The organism is Bradyrhizobium sp. AUGA SZCCT0105, assembly GCF_018129565.1.
Lineage (GTDB): Bacteria > Pseudomonadota > Alphaproteobacteria > Rhizobiales > Xanthobacteraceae > Bradyrhizobium.
The window spans coordinates 26,742-44,545 of the sequence record NZ_JAFCMK010000008.1; the positions used below are offsets into that span (position 1 = coordinate 26,742).

Below are 17,804 nucleotides of genomic sequence, written 5' to 3' on the forward strand. Positions count from 1 at the left end.
GCTAGAGCTTGAATCCAGGAATCGTCCTGATCACCGACTTCACATGGTCCACGGTGATCAGCCTTGTGCACTCGAACTGACGCGGCGTCCCCTTGTGGCGGGGGCACCAGAAAAAATCCTTGTGGTCGAATCGAACCGCCGGATCGTTCCAGCAGCTGTTGCAGGCGTGATAGTTGATCACGCGGTAGGGCGTAGCAAATTCATTTGTCGGATGCGTGAAGCCCGCGATCATGACGACCGGGGTGCCGACCGCCCAGGCCAGCCAGGCAAGTCCGCTGGAAAGGCCGATGAAAAAGTCCGCGTGGTTGAGCAGATTCGCCCGCTCCTGAATCGGGCGGTCACCGGTCCAGTCCTCCGCGCCGTTTGGAATGTGATTCCATACCAGCTCGTGGCCGTGCGTCGGCTTCTGATCGATGCAGATCACGCGATAGCCGGCCTGCTTGAGAAAGCTAGTCAGTTCGCGCCAGCCGTTCGGGTTGTTCCAGTACTTGCATTGCGTGGTGCTCTGGACCGCGATGCAAACATAGGGCTCGGCGATGGGCCTTTGATCATCGGCCAGCGAGATGCGCGGCGCCACCTCGGTCGGATCGACGCCGAGGATGTATCCGGCAGTGCGGTGCAGTCCCACAAAGCGGAAGTCGCACGGCTGGTAGACGAAATTCTTGTCGTCGAAAAACAATCCGACGCTGTACGTGGCGTAATATCGGTCGGTTTGAATTTCCTCATGCGTGACGAAGTTGATCTCCGGATACGCATCGCGAAACAGCGGAATCAGCTTCTCCGCCATTGCGCAGGTCAGCTTGCAATTGTGAGCTTTCCTGAACTTCTCCACATAGGGAAACCAGCCGATCGTGTCGCCCAGGGTGCCGACCGGAAGCTGGATCAGGACGTGACGATCCGTCGCGTTGTACTCATGCGAGAAGATGACATCCTCGCCCTGCAAGACCTCGATACGGAAACGAATGTAGTAGCGCTTTGAGCTGTTGACGCGTCCGCCCGCGAACTGCGTCTCGAACAGGACATTGCCGGTCTCGGCGTCCCAAAGACGCACACGCCAAGGACCTTCGGCTTCCGGACAAACGACCCGGGCGCCGTCGTTGAAGTCGAATCGCAGTCCTTTGGGACCGACTTGCGTGGGCAGTTCGGCGGCCGCCGGATAGGCACGCTTGGGCGTTTCGGCATCCAGCGCAGCAGCGTCCGGCTTGGCAGGTACGGCACTGGTCGACCGATCAACGATGACTTTGGGTTGGTCGGCCACATGGTCAATCGGACGCTTCAGCCCGATCGCCGGCGCGACGGCAATCGCATTCACGAATATCCCCTGCCCTAAAAATATAAAGACCGCTAAAAATGCGGGCAGAAGGTAAGCGAGATTGACAACCGCGTCAACGGACGAAAACCTTAGCGAGTACCCCCTCTCGCGGCCGCTCCGGAACCGCAGAAACAAAGAAACACAAGCGATGAGCCGCAATCCCAGCAAGGTCCCGTTTGTGATCGCAGCGTCGGCGCATGGCCCGCTGATCGTCAACCGGCTGGACTACCACACCGCGGGCAACCATATCTTTGGCGTGGGGATTCAGATCCTCGAGCACGGCGCCTTCGACGTCACTGAAATCGAACTTACGAAGGGTCTTCTTGCACTGCGAAGAACCTACCGGGGGGATGGCGTGGTGGCCATCGACTGCGGGGCGAACATCGGCGTTCACACCATCGAATGGTCCAAGCAAATGGACGGCTGGGGTTCGGTCCTTGCCATCGAGGCGCAGGAGCGGGTCTACTACGCCCTTGCCGGCAACATCGCCATCAACAACTGCTTCAACGCGCGGGCGATGCACGCGGTTATTTCGTCGGAAACCGGCAAGACCTGGGTGCCGACCTTAAGCCATCAGGAACCCGCCAGCTTCGGAAGTCTGGAGGTGACGCAACGCCCCGGCACGGAGCAGATCGGCCAGAAGATCGATTATTCCGAGGCCAAAGGCTCTGAGACGACGATGATCACCCTGGACTCCCTGAATCTGAGCCGCTGCGATCTGATCAAGATCGACGTCGAAGGGATGGAGTTGAAGGTGCTGGAAGGAGCCAGCACCACGATCCGGCAGCATCACCCCGTCATTCATGCGGAATTCATCAAGACCGACAAGGCCGCACTGGTTCGCAAGCTGAACGATCATGGATACCGGACCTACGACGCGGGGCAAAACTGCCTTGCGATCCATGAATCCGACCCGACCCTGAGCCACGTGGAATCGCGAACCACGTCATGACGGCCTGACCGCCGAACTCTTTCACCGCTCGCGGAGAGCATCCTGCCGGTAGCGCATGATCGGCGACAGCAAATAGCTCATGATGCTGCGGGCGCCCGTCCTGATTTGGACGGTTACGGTCATTCCCGGTGAAAGGTTGATCTCCTTGTCATCGACGACCATCTTGGTCCGGTCGATCGAGACATGCGCGATATACACCGGCCCCTGCCCCTTTGGCTCGCTGCTTTCCTCCGGCGCTCCGCCATTGGGCTCGCGGGCTGGATCCCGCGCCTTGTCGCGGGAGACGGAATCGGGCGAGACGCTGACGATCTTGCCGTGCAGCAGGCCGTAGCGCGTGAAGTTGAAGGTATCGACCTTGATTTCGGCGTCCTGGCCGGGGTGCACGAAGCCGATATCGCGATTTGAAACCATCGCTTCGATTTCAAACAGATTGTCGCTGGGTACGACGACCGCGAGCGTCTGGGCGGCGGTTGCGACGCCGCCGACCGTGTGCACGGCCAGTTGCTGCACCACGCCATCGATGGGGGCGGCAAGTTTTTGAAGGCTGGTCCGGTGCTCAGCTTTGGACACTTCGTCCTTGAGGCTGCCAGCCTTCTGCGTCGCCTTGGCGAGATCATCGTACAGGCGGTGCCGGTATTCCGAGACAAGCTTGGCGCGCGTCTCTGCGAGCGCGGCGACGGCCGCGTTGGCCTCCTCGAGCTTGCTCCGTTGCACCAGGACGTCCTGCTGCATCCCGACGAGTTCCTGGAGCTCCTGCAAGTATTGCAGCTTTGAACCGTACTCCCTATCCGCCAGGTACTTGCGAACGCCGACCCGCTCCTGCAGGACCGGCAGTAGAGCTTCAATCTTGGCGATGCTGGCGTCGATCGTTTTGGTCTCCGCGACCTTCTGCACCCGCTGCCGATCCAGTTCCGACAATTTGGCGCGCTGCTCGGAATCCTGACTGCGCAGGTACTCCAGATGCATCTGGATCAACGCGGGCGGCGTGTCGGCCGGTGCGCCGTCAAGCGCGTCGGTGTTTCCGTCGAGCGCCGAACGGGCGCGTGAAATATCCAGCTGTGACGCGAGAAGATCGTTCTTCAGGTGCTGAAACTCCGCCTGATTGCTGGTCGGATCCAGCTCGATCAGAATCTCGCCTGCCTTGACCCTTTGACCGTCGCGGACGTGAATGGCCCGCACCACTCCGATCTCCAGCGGCTGAACCAGCTTGACACGGTCGCCCGGTACGATCTTTCCAGGTGCTGAGGCAACGATGTCGATCTTGCCGAGAGCTGCCCACGCCACGGCACAGCAGAACAGGGCAGCAAGCAGGACGGCGGTCAACCTGGCGGTGGGAGATGGCGGCGTCTCGACAATTTCGAGGGCGGCCGGCAGGAAGGCCAGCTCGTCCCGGGTTTTGCCCCCGACCGCGACCAGTTCACGAGCCGACTTCATGGATCCCCGCCTGTATCCGGTACAGCGACGCGTATCTTCCGCCTGTGCTCAGCAACTCCTCATGGGATCCCTGTTCGACGAGCCGGCCGCGATCAATGGTGATGATCCGATCGGTGCGCCTGACAGCGGACAGACGATGTGCAATGACAAAAACCGTTCGTCCCTTCACGATCCGGTTCATGTTGTCCTGAATGACCCTTTCGCTTTCGTAGTCCAGCGAACTGGTCGCTTCGTCGAAGATCAGGATGCGGGGATCGGTGATAAGGGCCCGCGCGATCGCGATGCGTTGCCGCTGCCCCCCCGACAGGCTGGAGCCGCGCTCGCCGACGACGGTGTCGTAGCCTTCCGGCAGTTCCAGAATGAATTCGTGAGCTCCCGCGAGCTGAGCTGCGGCGACCACTTTCTCCATCGGAGCGGCCGGGTCGGCGAGCGCGATGTTTTCCCGTACGCTGCGATTGAACAACACGTTTTCCTGCAGGACGACGCCGACCTGGCGACGCAACCAGGCCGGATCGACCATCGCAAGGTCAATCCCGTCGACAAGGACCCTGCCCTTCTCCGGAACGTAAAGGCGCTGAACGAGCTTCGTGAAGGTGCTCTTGCCCGAACCGGACGGACCGACGATGCCGACGACCTGGCCGGCCGGAATGCTGATGTTGATGTCGTGCAGCACCTCGGGTCCATCCACCCGATAGCGGAAGGACACGTGCTCAAGGGTGACCTGACCCTTGATGGGCGGCGGCACGGCGCGACCGGGGCTGAACGTCTGCTCCGCCGGCGTATTCAGGATGTCGCCGAGCCGCGCGACGGAGAGCCTGGCCTGATGGAAGTCCTGCCAGAGCTGCGCCAGCCTCAGAACCGGTGCGCTCACGCGTGACGAGAACATGTTGAAGGCGATCAGCTCGCCCACCGTGAGGCTTCCGTCGATCACCAGCTTGGCGCCGGCGTAAAGGATCACCGCGGTGACGAGCTTGCTCACGAACTGAACCGATTGGCTCGCGACATTCGCCAGGCTGAGCACGCGGAAGCTGGCCGCCACGTATCCGGCAAGCTGCTCCTCCCAGCGGCGCTGCATCTGCGGTTCGAGCGCCATGGCCTTAATGGTCTCGACACCGGTCACGCTCTCGACGAGAAAGGCCTGGTTTTCGGCCCCGCGCTCGAATTTGGTATCCAGCCGCTGACGGAACATCGGCGTCGCGCCGGCCGAGATGCCGACATAGAGCGGGAACGATCCAAGCACGATCCAGGTCAGGATCGGCGAGTAGATAAACATCACCGCGATGAAAACGACGGTGAAGAACAGGTCTATCACGACCGTCAGCGCGGAGCCGGTCAGGAAGTTGCGAATGTTCTCCAGCTCGCGGACCCGCGCAACCGAGTCGCCAACCCGGCGAGCCTGAAAATAGGCAATGGGCAGCCCGATGAGGTGCCGAAACAAGCGGGCTCCCAGTTCGACATCGATCCGGTTGGTCACGTGGGAGAACAGGTAGGTCCTCAGTATCGCGAGGGCTGTCTCAAAAGCCGCGATGCCGATCAACCCCACGACGAGCACGTCGAGTGTGCTGAGTGTGTGATTAACCAGGACCTTGTCGATCACCACCTGAAAGAACAGCGGCGACACCAGAGCAAACAGCTGCAAGAAGAACGAGGCGATCAACACCTCCACGAAATGGTAGCGATATTTGTGGATTGCCCCCAGAAACCACGACAGGTCAAAGCGGCGTGCAAGATTGACCAGTCCCGCCCGCCGGCTCACCAGGATCAGCTTGCCGGTCCACACCGCTTCCAGTTCGGCCCTGGTGATCAACTCCGGGCGCTCTGACAGAGGGGATTGAACGAGGATCTTGTCTGCGCCCACCTTGGCGAGGATCAGATGGCCGCCGTCGCGCAACAGCGCGATGGCAGGAAGCGGGACCTTCTCGAGCCTTAACCAGTTGGTGGTCAGCTCGCGGGCCTTGACGCCGGTCGAGCGCGCGTACCGCAGCATCTCCGGCGTTCCGAATGGGCCATTGCCGACTTGGTGACGAATCTGGTCGACATCGGCCGGGATGCCGTGAAAACGCAGCAGCATCGCGAGCCCAACGATCCCGCTGTCTGCTGTCGTACCGCTCCGCGTTTCAATCATCTCGCGATTTAATCTGCTCAGTAGCTGAAAATAACTGCAGTCGAAGGTGAGCCGAATTGCCGTGAGCGCGCCCCGCCCCTGCTCCTCGGCCTCGCCGTCAGCGCAAACTGACTATTCGTAACGAACCGACAGAGCAGCAAATGAATATGACAGGCAGAGTACTATGGCTCTCCGGCGAGATGCAATTGGCGTTATCAACGGCCAGGCCGAATTCGCGAGCGACATCATGCCGATCCTGGAGTCCATCGTGGAACCGTTCGGAAATCCGAACCAGGCTCCGTAGTCTTACGGATCGTGGCCACGCGATATGGCTGTCACCGGGATCACAGGGATGATCGCGTAGGCCTTATCGCGTATAAGAGGGTCATGCCCTTCCGATCTTGCAGCATGCAAAGAATGGCCCGGACTCTGTGTGATGCCCCAAGGTGATGACCCGAGCCAATCTCGCCAGAGGCGCTGGATACCAACAGCCTCACGCACCGCCTTGTCCGGGGCCGGCCATTTGTCGTCTATTAACCACCCAGTGACTGGTCAGCATGAATATTATCAATTATTGCCACGCTACCATAGATTGAAAGCTCGACCAAGATGACTTGGAATTATTCCGTCACATTGAACGATTCATCGAACGTAGGCGGATCTGCCGACGCGTCTCTGGTTTACGACCTCGAGCAGGCCCTCAACATTTGGCAGCGGTATATCCTGGGCATTGGCACCATGGTGGTGTCCCTCAACATCCTGCCCACCGCCGTTGGCCGTGCCGACGGCGGGCCTACCTCCAGCTACAACGTCGGCACGAATGGCGGGCTCGCGGTGTATGAGCCGTCAAGCCAGTACGAGCTGACCACCGGACAGCACGTCCCTGGAACGACAAGCGACATCACCATCAACATCGATCCCGGCTACTTCCAGTACATCGACCTCGACTATGGCTTGAGCTGGTCCAGTCAGGTGCCTGGAAACGTGATCAATCCGATCAACGTTTTTCTGCATGAGCTCATGCACGGCTTCGGCATGACGGGCTGGTACGACCAGAGCGGCCAGTTGGCCGGCGCCTACGAATCCACGTTCGACACCCTGATTCAAAAGACCGCAACCGGCGCCAACTTTGTTGGTGCGAATGCCGAGGCCGCTTACGGCGGCCCGGTGCCCCTGACCACAGACAGCACGACCCAGAACTATTACCATTTCGGCAACCAGCAATCCGACCTCTACGCCACCCCGTCGACCGTCAAGGACCCGCTCACGCTGGACTTGATGAACGGAATCGTCTTCTACGCCGATTATCAGTACGCGATCTCCAACCTGGACATCGGAGTTCTGAAGGACCTCGGATACAGCATCCGGACGACACCGGTCGTCACCGCCAGCGATCAGTCCGCCGCCCGAAATCAGGTTTATGCGGCCTCATCGTTGTTCTCGGTGAACATGGCCGCGGGCGATTCCATCACCGAATATTCCTTCTGGGACACCAATGGCAACGGTCACTGGACAGTGGGAGGAATGATCCAGGGCACCAACACCGAGATCGACATCAGTGCGTCGCAATTGGCCCAAGCAAGTTACCAGGCCGGACCTGGTTCGGACACGCTGTGGGTGAGAGCCTTCGACGGCTATTTGTGGAGCGACTGGAAACCCTTCGTGATTTCTCCGGCTGATCATGCGCCCGTGGTCACGGCAGCAAACGTGACCGGTTCGCGCGGGCAGCTCTCGGTGGCTGAATCCTCACTGTTCTCGGCCAGTGACGCGGATGGCGACACCATCACCCAATATGCATTCTGGGACACCGAGGGCCACGGGCACTGGGCGATCAATGGCGCTACGCAAGCCACCAACGCCGAGATCGACGTCTCGGCCGCCAGCCTCTCGCAAGTGAGCTATGTGTTCGGTACGGCCCCGGACACGCTCTGGGTGCGGGCCTATGACGGATATCTCTGGGGAGCATGGGTTCCGTTCACGGCCACGCCAGGTCTGGATCATGCGCCGGTGGTCAGCGCAACCGACGTGTCGGCGACCCACGGCCAGGATATCGCCGCGTCCAGTCTCTTCAGCGTGACCGACGCAGATGGCGACACGATCACCGCCTATCAGCTTTGGGATTCAACGAGCGATCCCGTCAGCGGTCACTGGGTGGTCGGCGGAGTGGCGCAGGCCACCAACATCGCCATCGATGTTACGCCTGCTCAATTGGCGAGCACCTCGTTTCAATCGGGCTCCGGCTCGGATGATCTGTGGGTGCGAGCCAATGACGGTACGACGTGGGGAGCCTGGAAGGAATTCCACGTCAACGCGCCGATCGACCATGCGCCCGTGGTGAGCGCGTCGGACATGACCGCAACGCACGGTCAGGACATCGCCGCGTCAAGCCTGTTCACGATCAGCGATGCGGACAACGACACGATCACCGCCTATCAGCTTTGGGATTCAACGAGCGATCCCGCCAGCGGTCACTGGGTGGTCGGCGGAGTGGCGCAGGCCACCAACATCGCCATCGATGTGACGCCCGCTCAATTGACGAGCACCTCGTTTCAGTCGGGCTCCGGCTCGGATGATCTGTGGGTGCGAGCCAATGACGGCACGACGTGGGGAGCCTGGAAGGAATTCCACGTCAACGCGCCGATCGACCATGCGCCGGTGGTGAGCGCGTCGGACATGACCGCGACGCACGGTCAGGACATCGCCGCGTCAAGCCTGTTCACGGTCAGCGACGCCGACAACGATACGATCACCCACTATCAGTTCTGGGACTCGACCGCCGATCCTGCCAGCGGGCATTGGGTGGTCGGCGGGCTGGCGCAGGCCGCCAACATCGCCATCGATGTTACGCCCACCCAATTGACGAATGCCTCGTTCCAGAGCGGTTCGGGCTCCGACGACCTCTGGGTGCGTGCCTTCGACGGCATGACATGGGGCAACTGGAAGGAGTTTCACGTCAACGCGCCGGCCGACAACCTTCCGATCGTATCGGCCACCGACTTTTCAGCGAGCCACGGCCAGGATATCGCGGCCTCCACGCTGTTCTCGACCGCCGATGCGGATGGAGACACCATCACGAACTATCAGCTGTGGGATTCGACGTCCGATCCCAGCAGCGGGCACTGGGTGGTCGCCGGAGTAGCTCAGGGCACCAATGTCGCGATCGATGTGAGTGCAGCGCAGCTCTCGAACACAAGCTTTCAGAGCGGCTCCGGTACAGACGATCTCTGGGCGAGGGCTTACGACGGCCTCGCCTGGGGGCCGTGGAAGGAATTTCACGTCACCGCACCGATTGACCATGCTCCGGTCGTCTCCGCATCCGACTTCCACGCGACCGCCAACCTGAGCGTGGCCGCATCGAGCCTGTTCTCGGTCTCGGATGCCGACGGGGACAGCATGAGCCAGTATCAATTATGGGATTCGACGCCGTCGGCCAGCAGCGGCCACTGGAGCATCGGCGGGCACGGGCAGCCCACCAACACCGCAATCAACGTCAGCGCGGCCCAGCTCGCCAGCACGACTTTCGATGGCGGCACCGTGTCTGACGACCTCTGGGTTCGCGCCAACGACGGCATGATCTGGAGCGCCTGGCAGGAATTTCATTTCATCGTCTAGGGAGCGGGCTGCAGGAAGGCCACGATCGGCCCCTAGATGTCCGGTCCCGGAGTGTGGGATATGGCGGGAAGATCCACGATCCCGCCAAGGGGCGACACGTCCGAGCAGATAGAAACGGCTCTCATGAATAAGCGCGATCTCGAGCAGGTACCTGGGCAAGCCGGCGAAGCTCCTATGCCTGAAGTCGAGTTTGCGCTGGTCCTGTCCCGGATCATCACGTCGGTCAGTACCGATCAGGATAGTTTGCGCCAGACAGTTTACGACTTGGCGCGGTACAAGCTGAGCGAACAGCTGCATTCTTCAGGGGTGCCTGCCGGCGAGGAGGCGAAGGCCAGGAAGGCGCTGGAAGCGGCCATCCATGGCGTCGAGACCTTTTCGAGGAATAATGATCAGCAGCTGCCGGTTCCTCTGGGCGCGACGCCTGTGCCCTTGGCGATTTCGGACTCCACGATGGAGTACGCGAAGGACGCCACCAAGACGATATGGTCCGCCCCCGAGCCTCACGAACTTGACCGTTCTGCCTCCAAGCGCAGAGCGCGAAGCGGTTCCCTTGCGGTGATCGGTGGGGCACTGGCCATCCTTGTGCTCGCGATCGGCGGCTTGCTTGCGGCCGTCTATCGCGAGGATATCGCGCACATGGGAAGGTCACAGATCAACAAGGCTGCTGTGGCTCCCCCCAAGCCTCCAGACCCTGTCGCTGTAGCCGAGCCGGCGAAGCCCTCGCGGTTGTTGCCCTCCGATTTTGGTGTCTATGCATTGAGCGACAACAAGCTCTTCGAATTGAATCCATTGCCGAACAAGGCCCAGGACGTGCGGGTCGCGATTTCGCCGACCATGGGAATCACCAAGCAGCCCGTTCTTCGCGATGGCAATCCCAGGTTCATCGTCTATCGGCGTGAGGCGGCCTTGAACATTCCGGAGCGCGCCGAAATCCGGATCATTGCGAAAGTTGCCCGCGCCATTTCCTACGACGCGGCCGGCAAACCGATCACGACGGCTGACGATGGGTGGTACATTCGGAACATTTCATTTCCCTATCGCGTCTCGCCGATCAAAGAGAATGCCGAGATGTACGAGATTCAGCCGGAAAGTGGCGCCGCCGCTCTGTCTCCAGGCCGTTATGGCTTGATCCTCAAGGGGCAGCTTTATGATTTTGTCGTGAGCGGCGATGTCAAGGATCCGCGCCATTGCCTGGAGCGGCTAACGGCGGCGAACGGGACCTTCGTTTCCGAATGCCATAAGCAGTGACTCGGCTTCACCGCGGTTCACGCAACTCATTCCTGCCGTTTTCCGGCGTATGCGCCGTTCGACACAGTCGCTACCGCTGGGTCCGTATTCAGACTCCGAAGCTACTGGGCATCACTCGGCGATCGCAACGCGTAGTCTGCGCGGAGTGAAACTCTCTGCTCAGAGAAAGCCCATCCGGCCGCCTTCGATCCACATGCAGGTCAGCTGCCCGGTGGCGTAGGCGCCGGTGTCGATGTTGATCCGGTTCGGTCGAATGTCGGGTGCGCGGACTGGGGTGTGTCCGTGGATGACGAGCCGCTCGAACAGCCCGTCATGTCGCAGAAAATCGTCGCGTATCCAGCACAGATCCGTCAGCGATTGCTCACTCAGCGGCACGCCGGGTCGTACGCCGGCATGCACAAAGAACACGTCATCGAAGGCGAAGCAGGGCCTCAAGCTTCGAATGAAATTCAGGTGTGAGACGGGCAGCGCTTCCGCGAACTCTGCCGCCAGCCGGGACTGGTCGGCCGGGCTCGGGTTGCGCGGTGGGCGGATGCCATAGGATATCAGGGTCTCCAGGCCGCCGACGGAAAGCCATGTCGGCAGGACCGTCGGCACCTGGATGAAATCCGTCAGGAACGTTTCGTGGTTGCCCAATATGAAGACGGTATCGCAGGTCCCTTCGAGTGCCACCAGGTAGTCCAACACCTCTCGCGAATGCAGACCGCGATCGACATAGTCGCCCAGGAACACCCGAACAGAGCGCCAACAGGGACTTCTCTTCAGGTCGGTCTCGATCTTGGCATTAACCTCCTCAAGCAGATCCAGCCGTCCGTGGATGTCTCCTACTGCGTAGAAGCGCAGCTGAGGTGAAGTGAGGAAGCCAGACGGCAGCGGTTGATCGGGCTGAGCCTGCATAGTCGCGATGCACCAATGTGACCAGCGGTTGTGGAGATACCGACAGGCATATTCGGGAGGGCTGCCAGCCCGCCACCAGTATCAGAAATATCAGAAATTCGAGCGGGGCGAGCCAAAGGTCGTCGATCTAACGCCAAGGGCATTGTCCCAAGCGAGCTTTGCCAGAACGGCAGCGAAACACCCTGCCTGCAAACTTATGATGGTTAACGCGACCATCTGGAGCGCCGTCCAGATCCCAACGTCCGCCGGAATCGCAAGCGCGGTATCCATGTCCTGGATTGGGACGTGCGCGGCCAGCAAGGGTAGCACGTGGCAGCGGGCGTTGCCGATCAGCAAAGGCCGATCACACCAGCGAGCAACGTGACGATGGTCATCTTAACATCCGTCCAAGTCTTGGTACATCTTCGTCAAGCAAGCCTTGGTTCATCTTCGTAAAAAAAGCCTGAGGCAGCCCTCCATCGGGTGCCGAATGCCCGAGCGCGGCGTATGTCCGGTGTGCGAAAAGTTCAACGCCACAGCGAAAAAATTGGTCAACAGCTGCCCTCGGAATCGTCTTTCCGAGCAGGTAGAGATACAGTAAGGTTACCGAATTCTTACTTGCACTTCATATTTTGTGGTTGTTTTCTGTGACGAACATTGTTGAGAGGGGCGCCCTCCTTCCCCATAGCAGCTCAGAGCCCAAGCAAAACGCCATCTGGCGCTCCATGCGAGCCTCGTTGCCAGCGCGCGCGGGTCTCGCTTTTGTTTCGATCAGCATTGTCGAGTTCACCTGCGTCGCGATGACCGCTTTCGCATCGGCTTGGGTGTACCACGTACTCGCATCGACTCCCGGCTTGCGCGTGAAGGTCTATCTGCTGGCATCCTGCTTCATCGGGGCGGCGGAGGTCTGCATTGCCGCAATGGCTGGTCAATTCCTGCATCTGGAAAAGCAGCGGGAGATCCGGTTCGCTTCCGCCGGAATCGGAGCTGCGGCCACCACGTTCGTTGTCCTGACCTCACTCCTGTTTATTTTCAAGCTCTCGGACGTTTATTCCCGCGGCACCTTGATCTTGCAGTTCGTGGGTTGCTCGATGACGGTCGGGCTGGTCCGGCTGGCCGCCTATCGCGCATTCCAGAACGCCGCTGAGGAAGGACTGCTTCAGAGGCAGCGCGTGGTGCTCGTCGGACGCCACGATGATTGCGAGGCTTGTGCAGGCCAGTTGAGAAAGTCGGGCGGAGGTTTCGACGTTGTTGCCTGCCCGCTCGGCTGGGACGCCGCGTCCGGGGAAGCGGCTGATTTCGATCGCGCGACCGGCGCAGAGCTCGTCGAACGGTGCAGGGTTCAGCGACCCGATAGCATCATCCTGCTCGTCGATCGAAAGCAGGAGGATGGAAGCGTCGGGATGCTACTGTCGCTCCTGAGGCAGATCCCCGCCGACGTTTACGCGGTGCCGACGCATCGGGACATCTTCTGGGCGAACGCGCAGACGGCCGACATCGGCGGCATCGCCACCTTTGCCATCTCGCGCCGACCGCTGTCCGTGTTCGACCTCGTCGTCAAGCGGACGTTTGATATCGTGGCAGCCGCCGCGGGGCTGATCGTGTTGTCTCCCCTGCTGCTGCTCTCGTCGCTGGCCGTGAAGCTCGATTCGAGGGGACCGGTTCTCTTCGTCCAGATCCGGCACGGCTATAACAACGAAGCAATCCGCGTTCTCAAATTCAGAACGATGTACGTGTCCGACAGCGCCGAATTTCGACAAGCATCGAGGGGCGATTCGCGCGTAACCAGGATCGGCCGTATCTTCCGCAAGACCGGGATCGATGAACTGCCGCAACTCTGGAACATTCTTCGGGGTGACATGTCCGTCGTTGGGCCGCGGCCGCACGCGATCACGCACAATGAGCTCTTCACTCCGCGCATCGACAGCTTCGATCGGCGGCATACGGTCAAGCCGGGACTGACAGGATGGGCTCAGGTCAACGGATTCAGGGGCGAGACGAATACACTCGAGAAGATGCAGAACCGGATCGAGCACGATCTCTACTACATCGACAATTGGTCGCTGCTGCTTGATCTCAAGATCATTTTGCTGACCCTGTTTTCAGGCAAGACATACCGCAACGCGTGGTGAGGTGTCTTCGCTGCGCCAGACCGACGGCAATTGTGCAAAGCCTGACGGGAGGGGAGCCAGGCTCCCATCCGGGACGAAGCCGAACAGATCAGTATTCGGTATAGACGCTGAGGAAAGCCGTGCCGCCATAGGGCCGGTATGCGTCGTAGATCCCGGTGCAGGTATAACGATCCGGACAGCGGCAGAGATTGACGACCCGGCAGCCGCGGGGGCCACAGCGCTCGACGTGGCATACATCGGCCACCGCGCGGCGCGGAGCCACGCGCTGCGGTTGCGGAATAAAGGAGTAGTCGGCTGCGATGGCCGCGCCCGCAGACATCGTCAGCAGGACCCCGGCGACGATCGACTTCAGCATCTGCTATTCCCCCTCAATTTTGCTGTCCAGAGTCATCATCTGGAAGCGTTCCGAAATCTAGAAGCGTTCCGAATATTCATACCGAAAATCCTTGGTCGCTGGTAGGGTACCAAGGATGGCTTCTTTCCGCTCGTGGCCGCCAATATCCATGTCGATGCAGCTTCGCGTGCCATAGTAACATACTTGGACCCTAACACGATCGCCGCAGATGTTCTCGGCATAGATCCAATGATTGAACAGGCGGTCATTGTTGGGAAAGGAGCGAGATGCCGCGGTAAGCCTCAGGCAGACGGCTCCGGTCGGGCTGCGGTGCCGACGGGATGAGATATCGTCGGCTGGCGGGGGGGCGACTCCAAGCGTGGCTCCGACGCCGGATCGCTGCATCTGCGCGTGTGCATTCGCAATGGCGAGAAACTGCGCAGCCACGCAAAGAGCAAGACGGATTCGGCCCGGCTTCCTGTGAGACAACTGATCTCCTCCACGGATGAAACTTACTGGATGCCGGCTCTGGTAGGCTCGGCAAGTCTTATACCCTCGATTCGAGTATCAGAAATGAATTCTGCCGTAATGCCGTCGGGCCGGTCCCCTCTCGTTGCTGGGCTCGCGTTGCTGCTGGCAGTCCTGACGAGCGGATGCAGAGCGGACGACGTTTCCATCAACGTTGAGGGCACGCGCACGAGCATTCCCGGCGAGCAAGCGACGCTCAAGGCCGCCTCGCTCGCTGAGGCAATCGAATTCGTGCGGAAGGATGGGAAAGAGCGCACCACGCCGGTGACGTACATGATCAACCTGCCTGCCGAAGCCCAGATCCTGGGTCAGCCTCTTACCATTTCCGGTCCCGAACCGCCCGCGGGCTCCCGCATCATCATCCGCGGCGCGCCCGGCGGCACCAGGATATCAGGAGCGACCTTCGTACAGAACCATCTCAAGCTGTCGCGCTCCAGAGACGGGCGATACGAGTACGCATTGCCGTTTTCCGAATTGCCCGGCGAAACCGCGCAGAAGCTGCTGAGGAAGCTCTCGACCATAACGCCGAGGCAATTGATGATTCGAGTCAACGGCAAGACGCGCCTGCAATCCACAAGGTGGCCCACCAGCGGCTTCCTGCCGGTGGTCGAGATCGCCGGCGATCCGCGGAGCAGCACGGCGACCATGGCGTTCGCTGATCTGCCGGACGGGGTGCGCCGCTCCCCCGACCTCTGGATCGGCGGATACCTCACCGATTCCTATCTCTTCGTGAACGCACGGGCCCTTGCCGTCGATTCGAAGGGCGTGCTGACGGATCGAAACAGGCTGAGAGCAGACGGCAAGCCTCCCGAGAGGCTGTATTTCTACAATCTGGCAACCTTTGCCCAATGCAACTCGTTTTTCTACGACGCGTCGGCAAGAACGCTGAACTTCTGCTCCGAGGAGCCGATCGAAACCCTCGAGGTGCCGGTGCTCGACACCCTGCTGGCGGTTTCCGGCTTTCATAATTTGACCGTCCGAGATGTCGTCTTCGAACTCGCCATCGAGACCGCCGTGACCGTGCGCGACAGCGTCGCGATCAATTTTTCGAACGTCATCGTCCAGCTGGCGGGCGCCGATGGAATTGCCTACACGAACTCCAGCGACTCCCGGATCGATCATGCGAGCATTCGCGCCGTCGGCAGGCGCGGGGCGTGGCTGTCCGGAGGCGACCGCGCCAGCCTGACACCGGGGCACATTTCGATCGAGGATAGCAGCATCCAGGACTTCTCCCTGGTTTACCGCACCTTTGCTCCGGCGGTGCAAATGGACGGGGTCGGAATGAGCGTGCGTCGAAGCGTCATCTTCAACGGACCGCAGTTCGGAATCCTCTATTCCGGGAACGATCACGTCATCGAAGATAACCTGTTGGCTCAGCTTGTTACCGAAGCGGGCGATTCAGGATTCATCTACAGCGCGCGCGACTTCACCAGCCAAGGCACCGTCATTCGCCGAAACGTCTTGCTTGGGACGGGCGGACGGTACTTCAACGACGCCCGGGGGATTTATCTTGATGAGTTTTCGAGCGGGAATCTCGTCACCGACAACGTCATCGTGGGCATCCCCTACGGGATACTGATGAACGGCGGTAAGGATAACAAGTTACTATCAAACCTCTTCATTCTAAGTTCGCCGTCGATTTGGGGGGCCGCATTGGGATATGCATCGTGGTGGCAGGTATGGCGAAACGATCATATGCAAGTTCCGGGTGGGCTAAGTGTTCGGAATTTGTACAGCTTGCCCGTCGACAAGGAGCCTTGGACGAGCCGCTATCCCGAAATTGCCGGTTACAAGCATTCGGACCTTCTCCGACCCGAACGAAATCTGATCGAGGGAAACAAGTTCATGGGTGCCGGGTCCATCACGGCCTTTGACGGCGATATCCCCACGGCCGAGGTCCGAAACAACAGTGCTGTCGTGTACCGGGGCAGCCTCCAGCTTCTCGAGCGCTTGCGCAACTGGATTGCGCCGACGCAGCTCGACGAGACCCTCGCGCTCGTCTCGTCCGAACTCGATCGCCATGGCTTGACCGAGCACATTCCATTGCGTGCGCCGGATCGGGCCGGGGCGCAGCTGCCGGGGGATCGCTTTGCAACGCTGTCCGAGTTCAAATGACCAAGAAGCGTGTTCTGATCGTCTATCGTTCCTTCTTTCCGTCGTTGTCGCATCTCGGACCCGCCACGGCGATCCGCAATCTCATGCACAACATGTCGGAAGATTATGATTTCCATCTGGTGACCCTCAACCACGATTTCACCAGTGGCGCCGCCATGTTCGAAACGCCCGTTCATCGCGAGCGGATGGGGGCTGCCACGGTGGAGTATATTCCAACGGGGCTAACCGGCCTGCGCATTCTCTTCGACCGCGTCAGGGAGGACTTCGACGTCGTCGACATTCAGTGCGCCTTCGATCCGCTGGTCGCGATTCCAGCTCTCATCCTGAAGCGCCTGGGATTTCTGAGGGGCAAGCGCGTCTTTCACACGCCGCACGGTATCTTCATGGATGTGATCATGTCCGCGTCCGCCCTGAAGAAGCGGCTGTTTTGCCGCCTCACCGATTTGACCGGCCTCTATCGCGGGGTCGTTCACCTCGCGGGGTCTCCCGCAGAAGAGCATGATATCCGCCGCAACCACCTCCGCCGCCAGGAGGTGCTGATGGTTTCGCAATTCGTCGAGAGCGGAGCGCCTCGACCGACCAAGAAAGAAAAGCCGCCGGGACAGCTCAGAATGGCGATGGTCGGCCGGGTGACGGTGCAGAAGAACGTCTCCTTTGCGCTCGACGTCGTGCGCCGCCTCGCCGTCGCGTCCTCGCTCGATATCTTCGGCGAGGTTGATGACAGTTCTTATGCGCAGCAATGCGTCGAGATGGCGCGAGCCGGGACCGGACAGTGCGACGTGACGTTCAAGGGAAACCTGCCCAAGGAGGAACTGTTCAAGCGGCTGGCGGATTATGACGTCCTGCTGCATCCGACGCTGGGGGAGAATTTCGGTCATTCGATCGTGGAGGCATTGACGCTCGGGCTGCCGGTGCTGATCAGCGACAGGAGCCCCTGGACAGACGTCGCGGCGAGCAACGCGGGCTGGGCACTGTCGCTTTCAGAACCGGCATCCTTCGTCGAGAAACTCGAGGCGATTCACGCGATGGGACCGAAGGAGTGGTCCGCGCTGAGCGAGGGAGCCCTTCGCTACAGCCGGGCAACCTTCGACGGCCAGGCAACGTCCGAGCGATATCGACAGGCGTACGGTTGAGTTCCGGGTCGTGTGCTTGAGGAA

The 17,804-nt window shown here is 60.5% G+C and carries 12 protein-coding genes; 6 read left to right on the forward strand and 6 right to left on the reverse strand.

Annotated features, from left to right (window positions below):
- Position 1 precedes the first annotated feature (1 nt).
- Positions 2–1,312 carry an autotransporter strand-loop-strand O-heptosyltransferase gene (locus JQ573_RS31250; protein ID WP_312011689.1) on the reverse strand — a complete coding sequence of 437 codons (1,311 nt, stop codon included), beginning with the start codon at positions 1,310–1,312 and terminating at the stop codon, positions 2–4.
- Positions 1,313–1,460: 148 nt separating this feature from the next.
- Here JQ573_RS31250 and JQ573_RS31255 point away from each other — a divergent pair, with 148 nt between their 5' ends.
- Positions 1,461–2,264, forward strand: a complete 804-nt coding sequence (locus JQ573_RS31255; protein ID WP_212318095.1) for an FkbM family methyltransferase — start codon at positions 1,461–1,463, stop codon at positions 2,262–2,264.
- Positions 2,265–2,285: 21 nt separating this feature from the next.
- Here JQ573_RS31255 and JQ573_RS31260 read toward each other — a convergent pair whose 3' ends face one another.
- Together JQ573_RS31260 and JQ573_RS31265 are read right to left on the reverse strand one after the other, a co-directional pair.
- The gene (locus JQ573_RS31260) at positions 2,286–3,698 is read right to left on the reverse strand and encodes an HlyD family type I secretion periplasmic adaptor subunit (RefSeq protein ID WP_212318097.1); all 1,413 of its coding nucleotides are present in this window, start codon (positions 3,696–3,698) and stop codon (positions 2,286–2,288) included.
- The gene (locus JQ573_RS31265; RefSeq protein ID WP_212318099.1) at positions 3,682–5,823 is read right to left on the reverse strand and encodes a type I secretion system permease/ATPase; all 2,142 of its coding nucleotides are present in this window, start codon (positions 5,821–5,823) and stop codon (positions 3,682–3,684) included. Before JQ573_RS31265 ends, JQ573_RS31260 begins: the two co-directional genes overlap by 17 nt.
- Positions 5,824–6,411: 588 nt before the next feature.
- Between JQ573_RS31265 and JQ573_RS40370 the strand changes: the two genes are divergently transcribed.
- Together JQ573_RS40370 and JQ573_RS31275 are read left to right on the forward strand one after the other, a co-directional pair.
- A complete protein-coding gene (locus tag JQ573_RS40370; RefSeq protein WP_249132571.1) occupies positions 6,412–9,414 on the forward strand; it encodes a hypothetical protein in 3,003 nt (1,000 codons plus the stop codon).
- A gap of 123 nt (positions 9,415–9,537) precedes the next feature.
- Positions 9,538–10,662: a hypothetical protein gene (locus JQ573_RS31275; protein ID WP_212318101.1), complete on the forward strand. Its 1,125-nt coding sequence runs from the start codon at positions 9,538–9,540 to the stop codon at positions 10,660–10,662.
- 159 nt (positions 10,663–10,821) lie between these two features.
- Here the strand turns inward: JQ573_RS31275 and JQ573_RS31280 are convergent, their stop codons facing one another.
- Positions 10,822–11,559, reverse strand: coding sequence for a metallophosphoesterase family protein (locus JQ573_RS31280; RefSeq protein ID WP_212318103.1), 738 nt, complete (start codon positions 11,557–11,559; stop codon positions 10,822–10,824).
- 90 nt (positions 11,560–11,649) lie between these two features.
- Positions 11,650–11,895, reverse strand: a complete 246-nt coding sequence (locus tag JQ573_RS31285) for a hypothetical protein (protein WP_212318104.1) — start codon at positions 11,893–11,895, stop codon at positions 11,650–11,652.
- Between the two features lie 290 nt (positions 11,896–12,185).
- Between JQ573_RS31285 and JQ573_RS31290 the strand changes: the two genes are divergently transcribed.
- The gene (locus tag JQ573_RS31290; protein WP_212318106.1) at positions 12,186–13,670 is read left to right on the forward strand and encodes an exopolysaccharide biosynthesis polyprenyl glycosylphosphotransferase; all 1,485 of its coding nucleotides are present in this window, start codon (positions 12,186–12,188) and stop codon (positions 13,668–13,670) included.
- A gap of 88 nt (positions 13,671–13,758) precedes the next feature.
- Here JQ573_RS31290 and JQ573_RS31295 read toward each other — a convergent pair whose 3' ends face one another.
- Positions 13,759–14,025, reverse strand: coding sequence for a hypothetical protein (locus JQ573_RS31295; RefSeq protein WP_212318108.1), 267 nt, complete (start codon positions 14,023–14,025; stop codon positions 13,759–13,761).
- Between the two features lie 552 nt (positions 14,026–14,577).
- Between JQ573_RS31295 and JQ573_RS31300 the strand changes: the two genes are divergently transcribed.
- Together JQ573_RS31300 and JQ573_RS31305 are read left to right on the forward strand one after the other, a co-directional pair.
- Positions 14,578–16,647, forward strand: coding sequence for a right-handed parallel beta-helix repeat-containing protein (locus JQ573_RS31300; protein ID WP_212318110.1), 2,070 nt, complete (start codon positions 14,578–14,580; stop codon positions 16,645–16,647).
- Positions 16,644–17,780 carry a glycosyltransferase family 4 protein gene (locus tag JQ573_RS31305; protein ID WP_212318112.1) on the forward strand — a complete coding sequence of 379 codons (1,137 nt, stop codon included), beginning with the start codon at positions 16,644–16,646 and terminating at the stop codon, positions 17,778–17,780. The genes JQ573_RS31300 and JQ573_RS31305 overlap by 4 nt, the downstream gene beginning before the upstream one ends.
- Positions 17,781–17,804 lie beyond the last annotated feature (24 nt).

Excerpts from the sequence above, each read along its gene's own strand:
- JQ573_RS31300 (WP_212318110.1), top strand. The coding sequence starts at position 14,578 with ATGAATTCTGCCGTAATGCCGTCGGGCCGGTCCCCTCTCGTTGCTGGG.
- JQ573_RS31295 (WP_212318108.1), bottom strand. The coding sequence starts at position 14,025 with ATGCTGAAGTCGATCGTCGCCGGGGTCCTGCTGACGATGTCTGCGGGC.
- JQ573_RS31275 (WP_212318101.1), top strand. The coding sequence starts at position 9,538 with ATGAATAAGCGCGATCTCGAGCAGGTACCTGGGCAAGCCGGCGAAGCT.
- JQ573_RS31265 (WP_212318099.1), bottom strand. The coding sequence starts at position 5,823 with ATGATTGAAACGCGGAGCGGTACGACAGCAGACAGCGGGATCGTTGGG.
- JQ573_RS31260 (WP_212318097.1), bottom strand. The coding sequence starts at position 3,698 with ATGAAGTCGGCTCGTGAACTGGTCGCGGTCGGGGGCAAAACCCGGGAC.
- JQ573_RS40370 (WP_249132571.1), top strand. The coding sequence starts at position 6,412 with ATGACTTGGAATTATTCCGTCACATTGAACGATTCATCGAACGTAGGC.
- JQ573_RS31280 (WP_212318103.1), bottom strand. The coding sequence starts at position 11,559 with ATGCAGGCTCAGCCCGATCAACCGCTGCCGTCTGGCTTCCTCACTTCA.
- JQ573_RS31305 (WP_212318112.1), top strand. The coding sequence starts at position 16,644 with ATGACCAAGAAGCGTGTTCTGATCGTCTATCGTTCCTTCTTTCCGTCG.
- JQ573_RS31255 (WP_212318095.1), top strand. The coding sequence starts at position 1,461 with ATGAGCCGCAATCCCAGCAAGGTCCCGTTTGTGATCGCAGCGTCGGCG.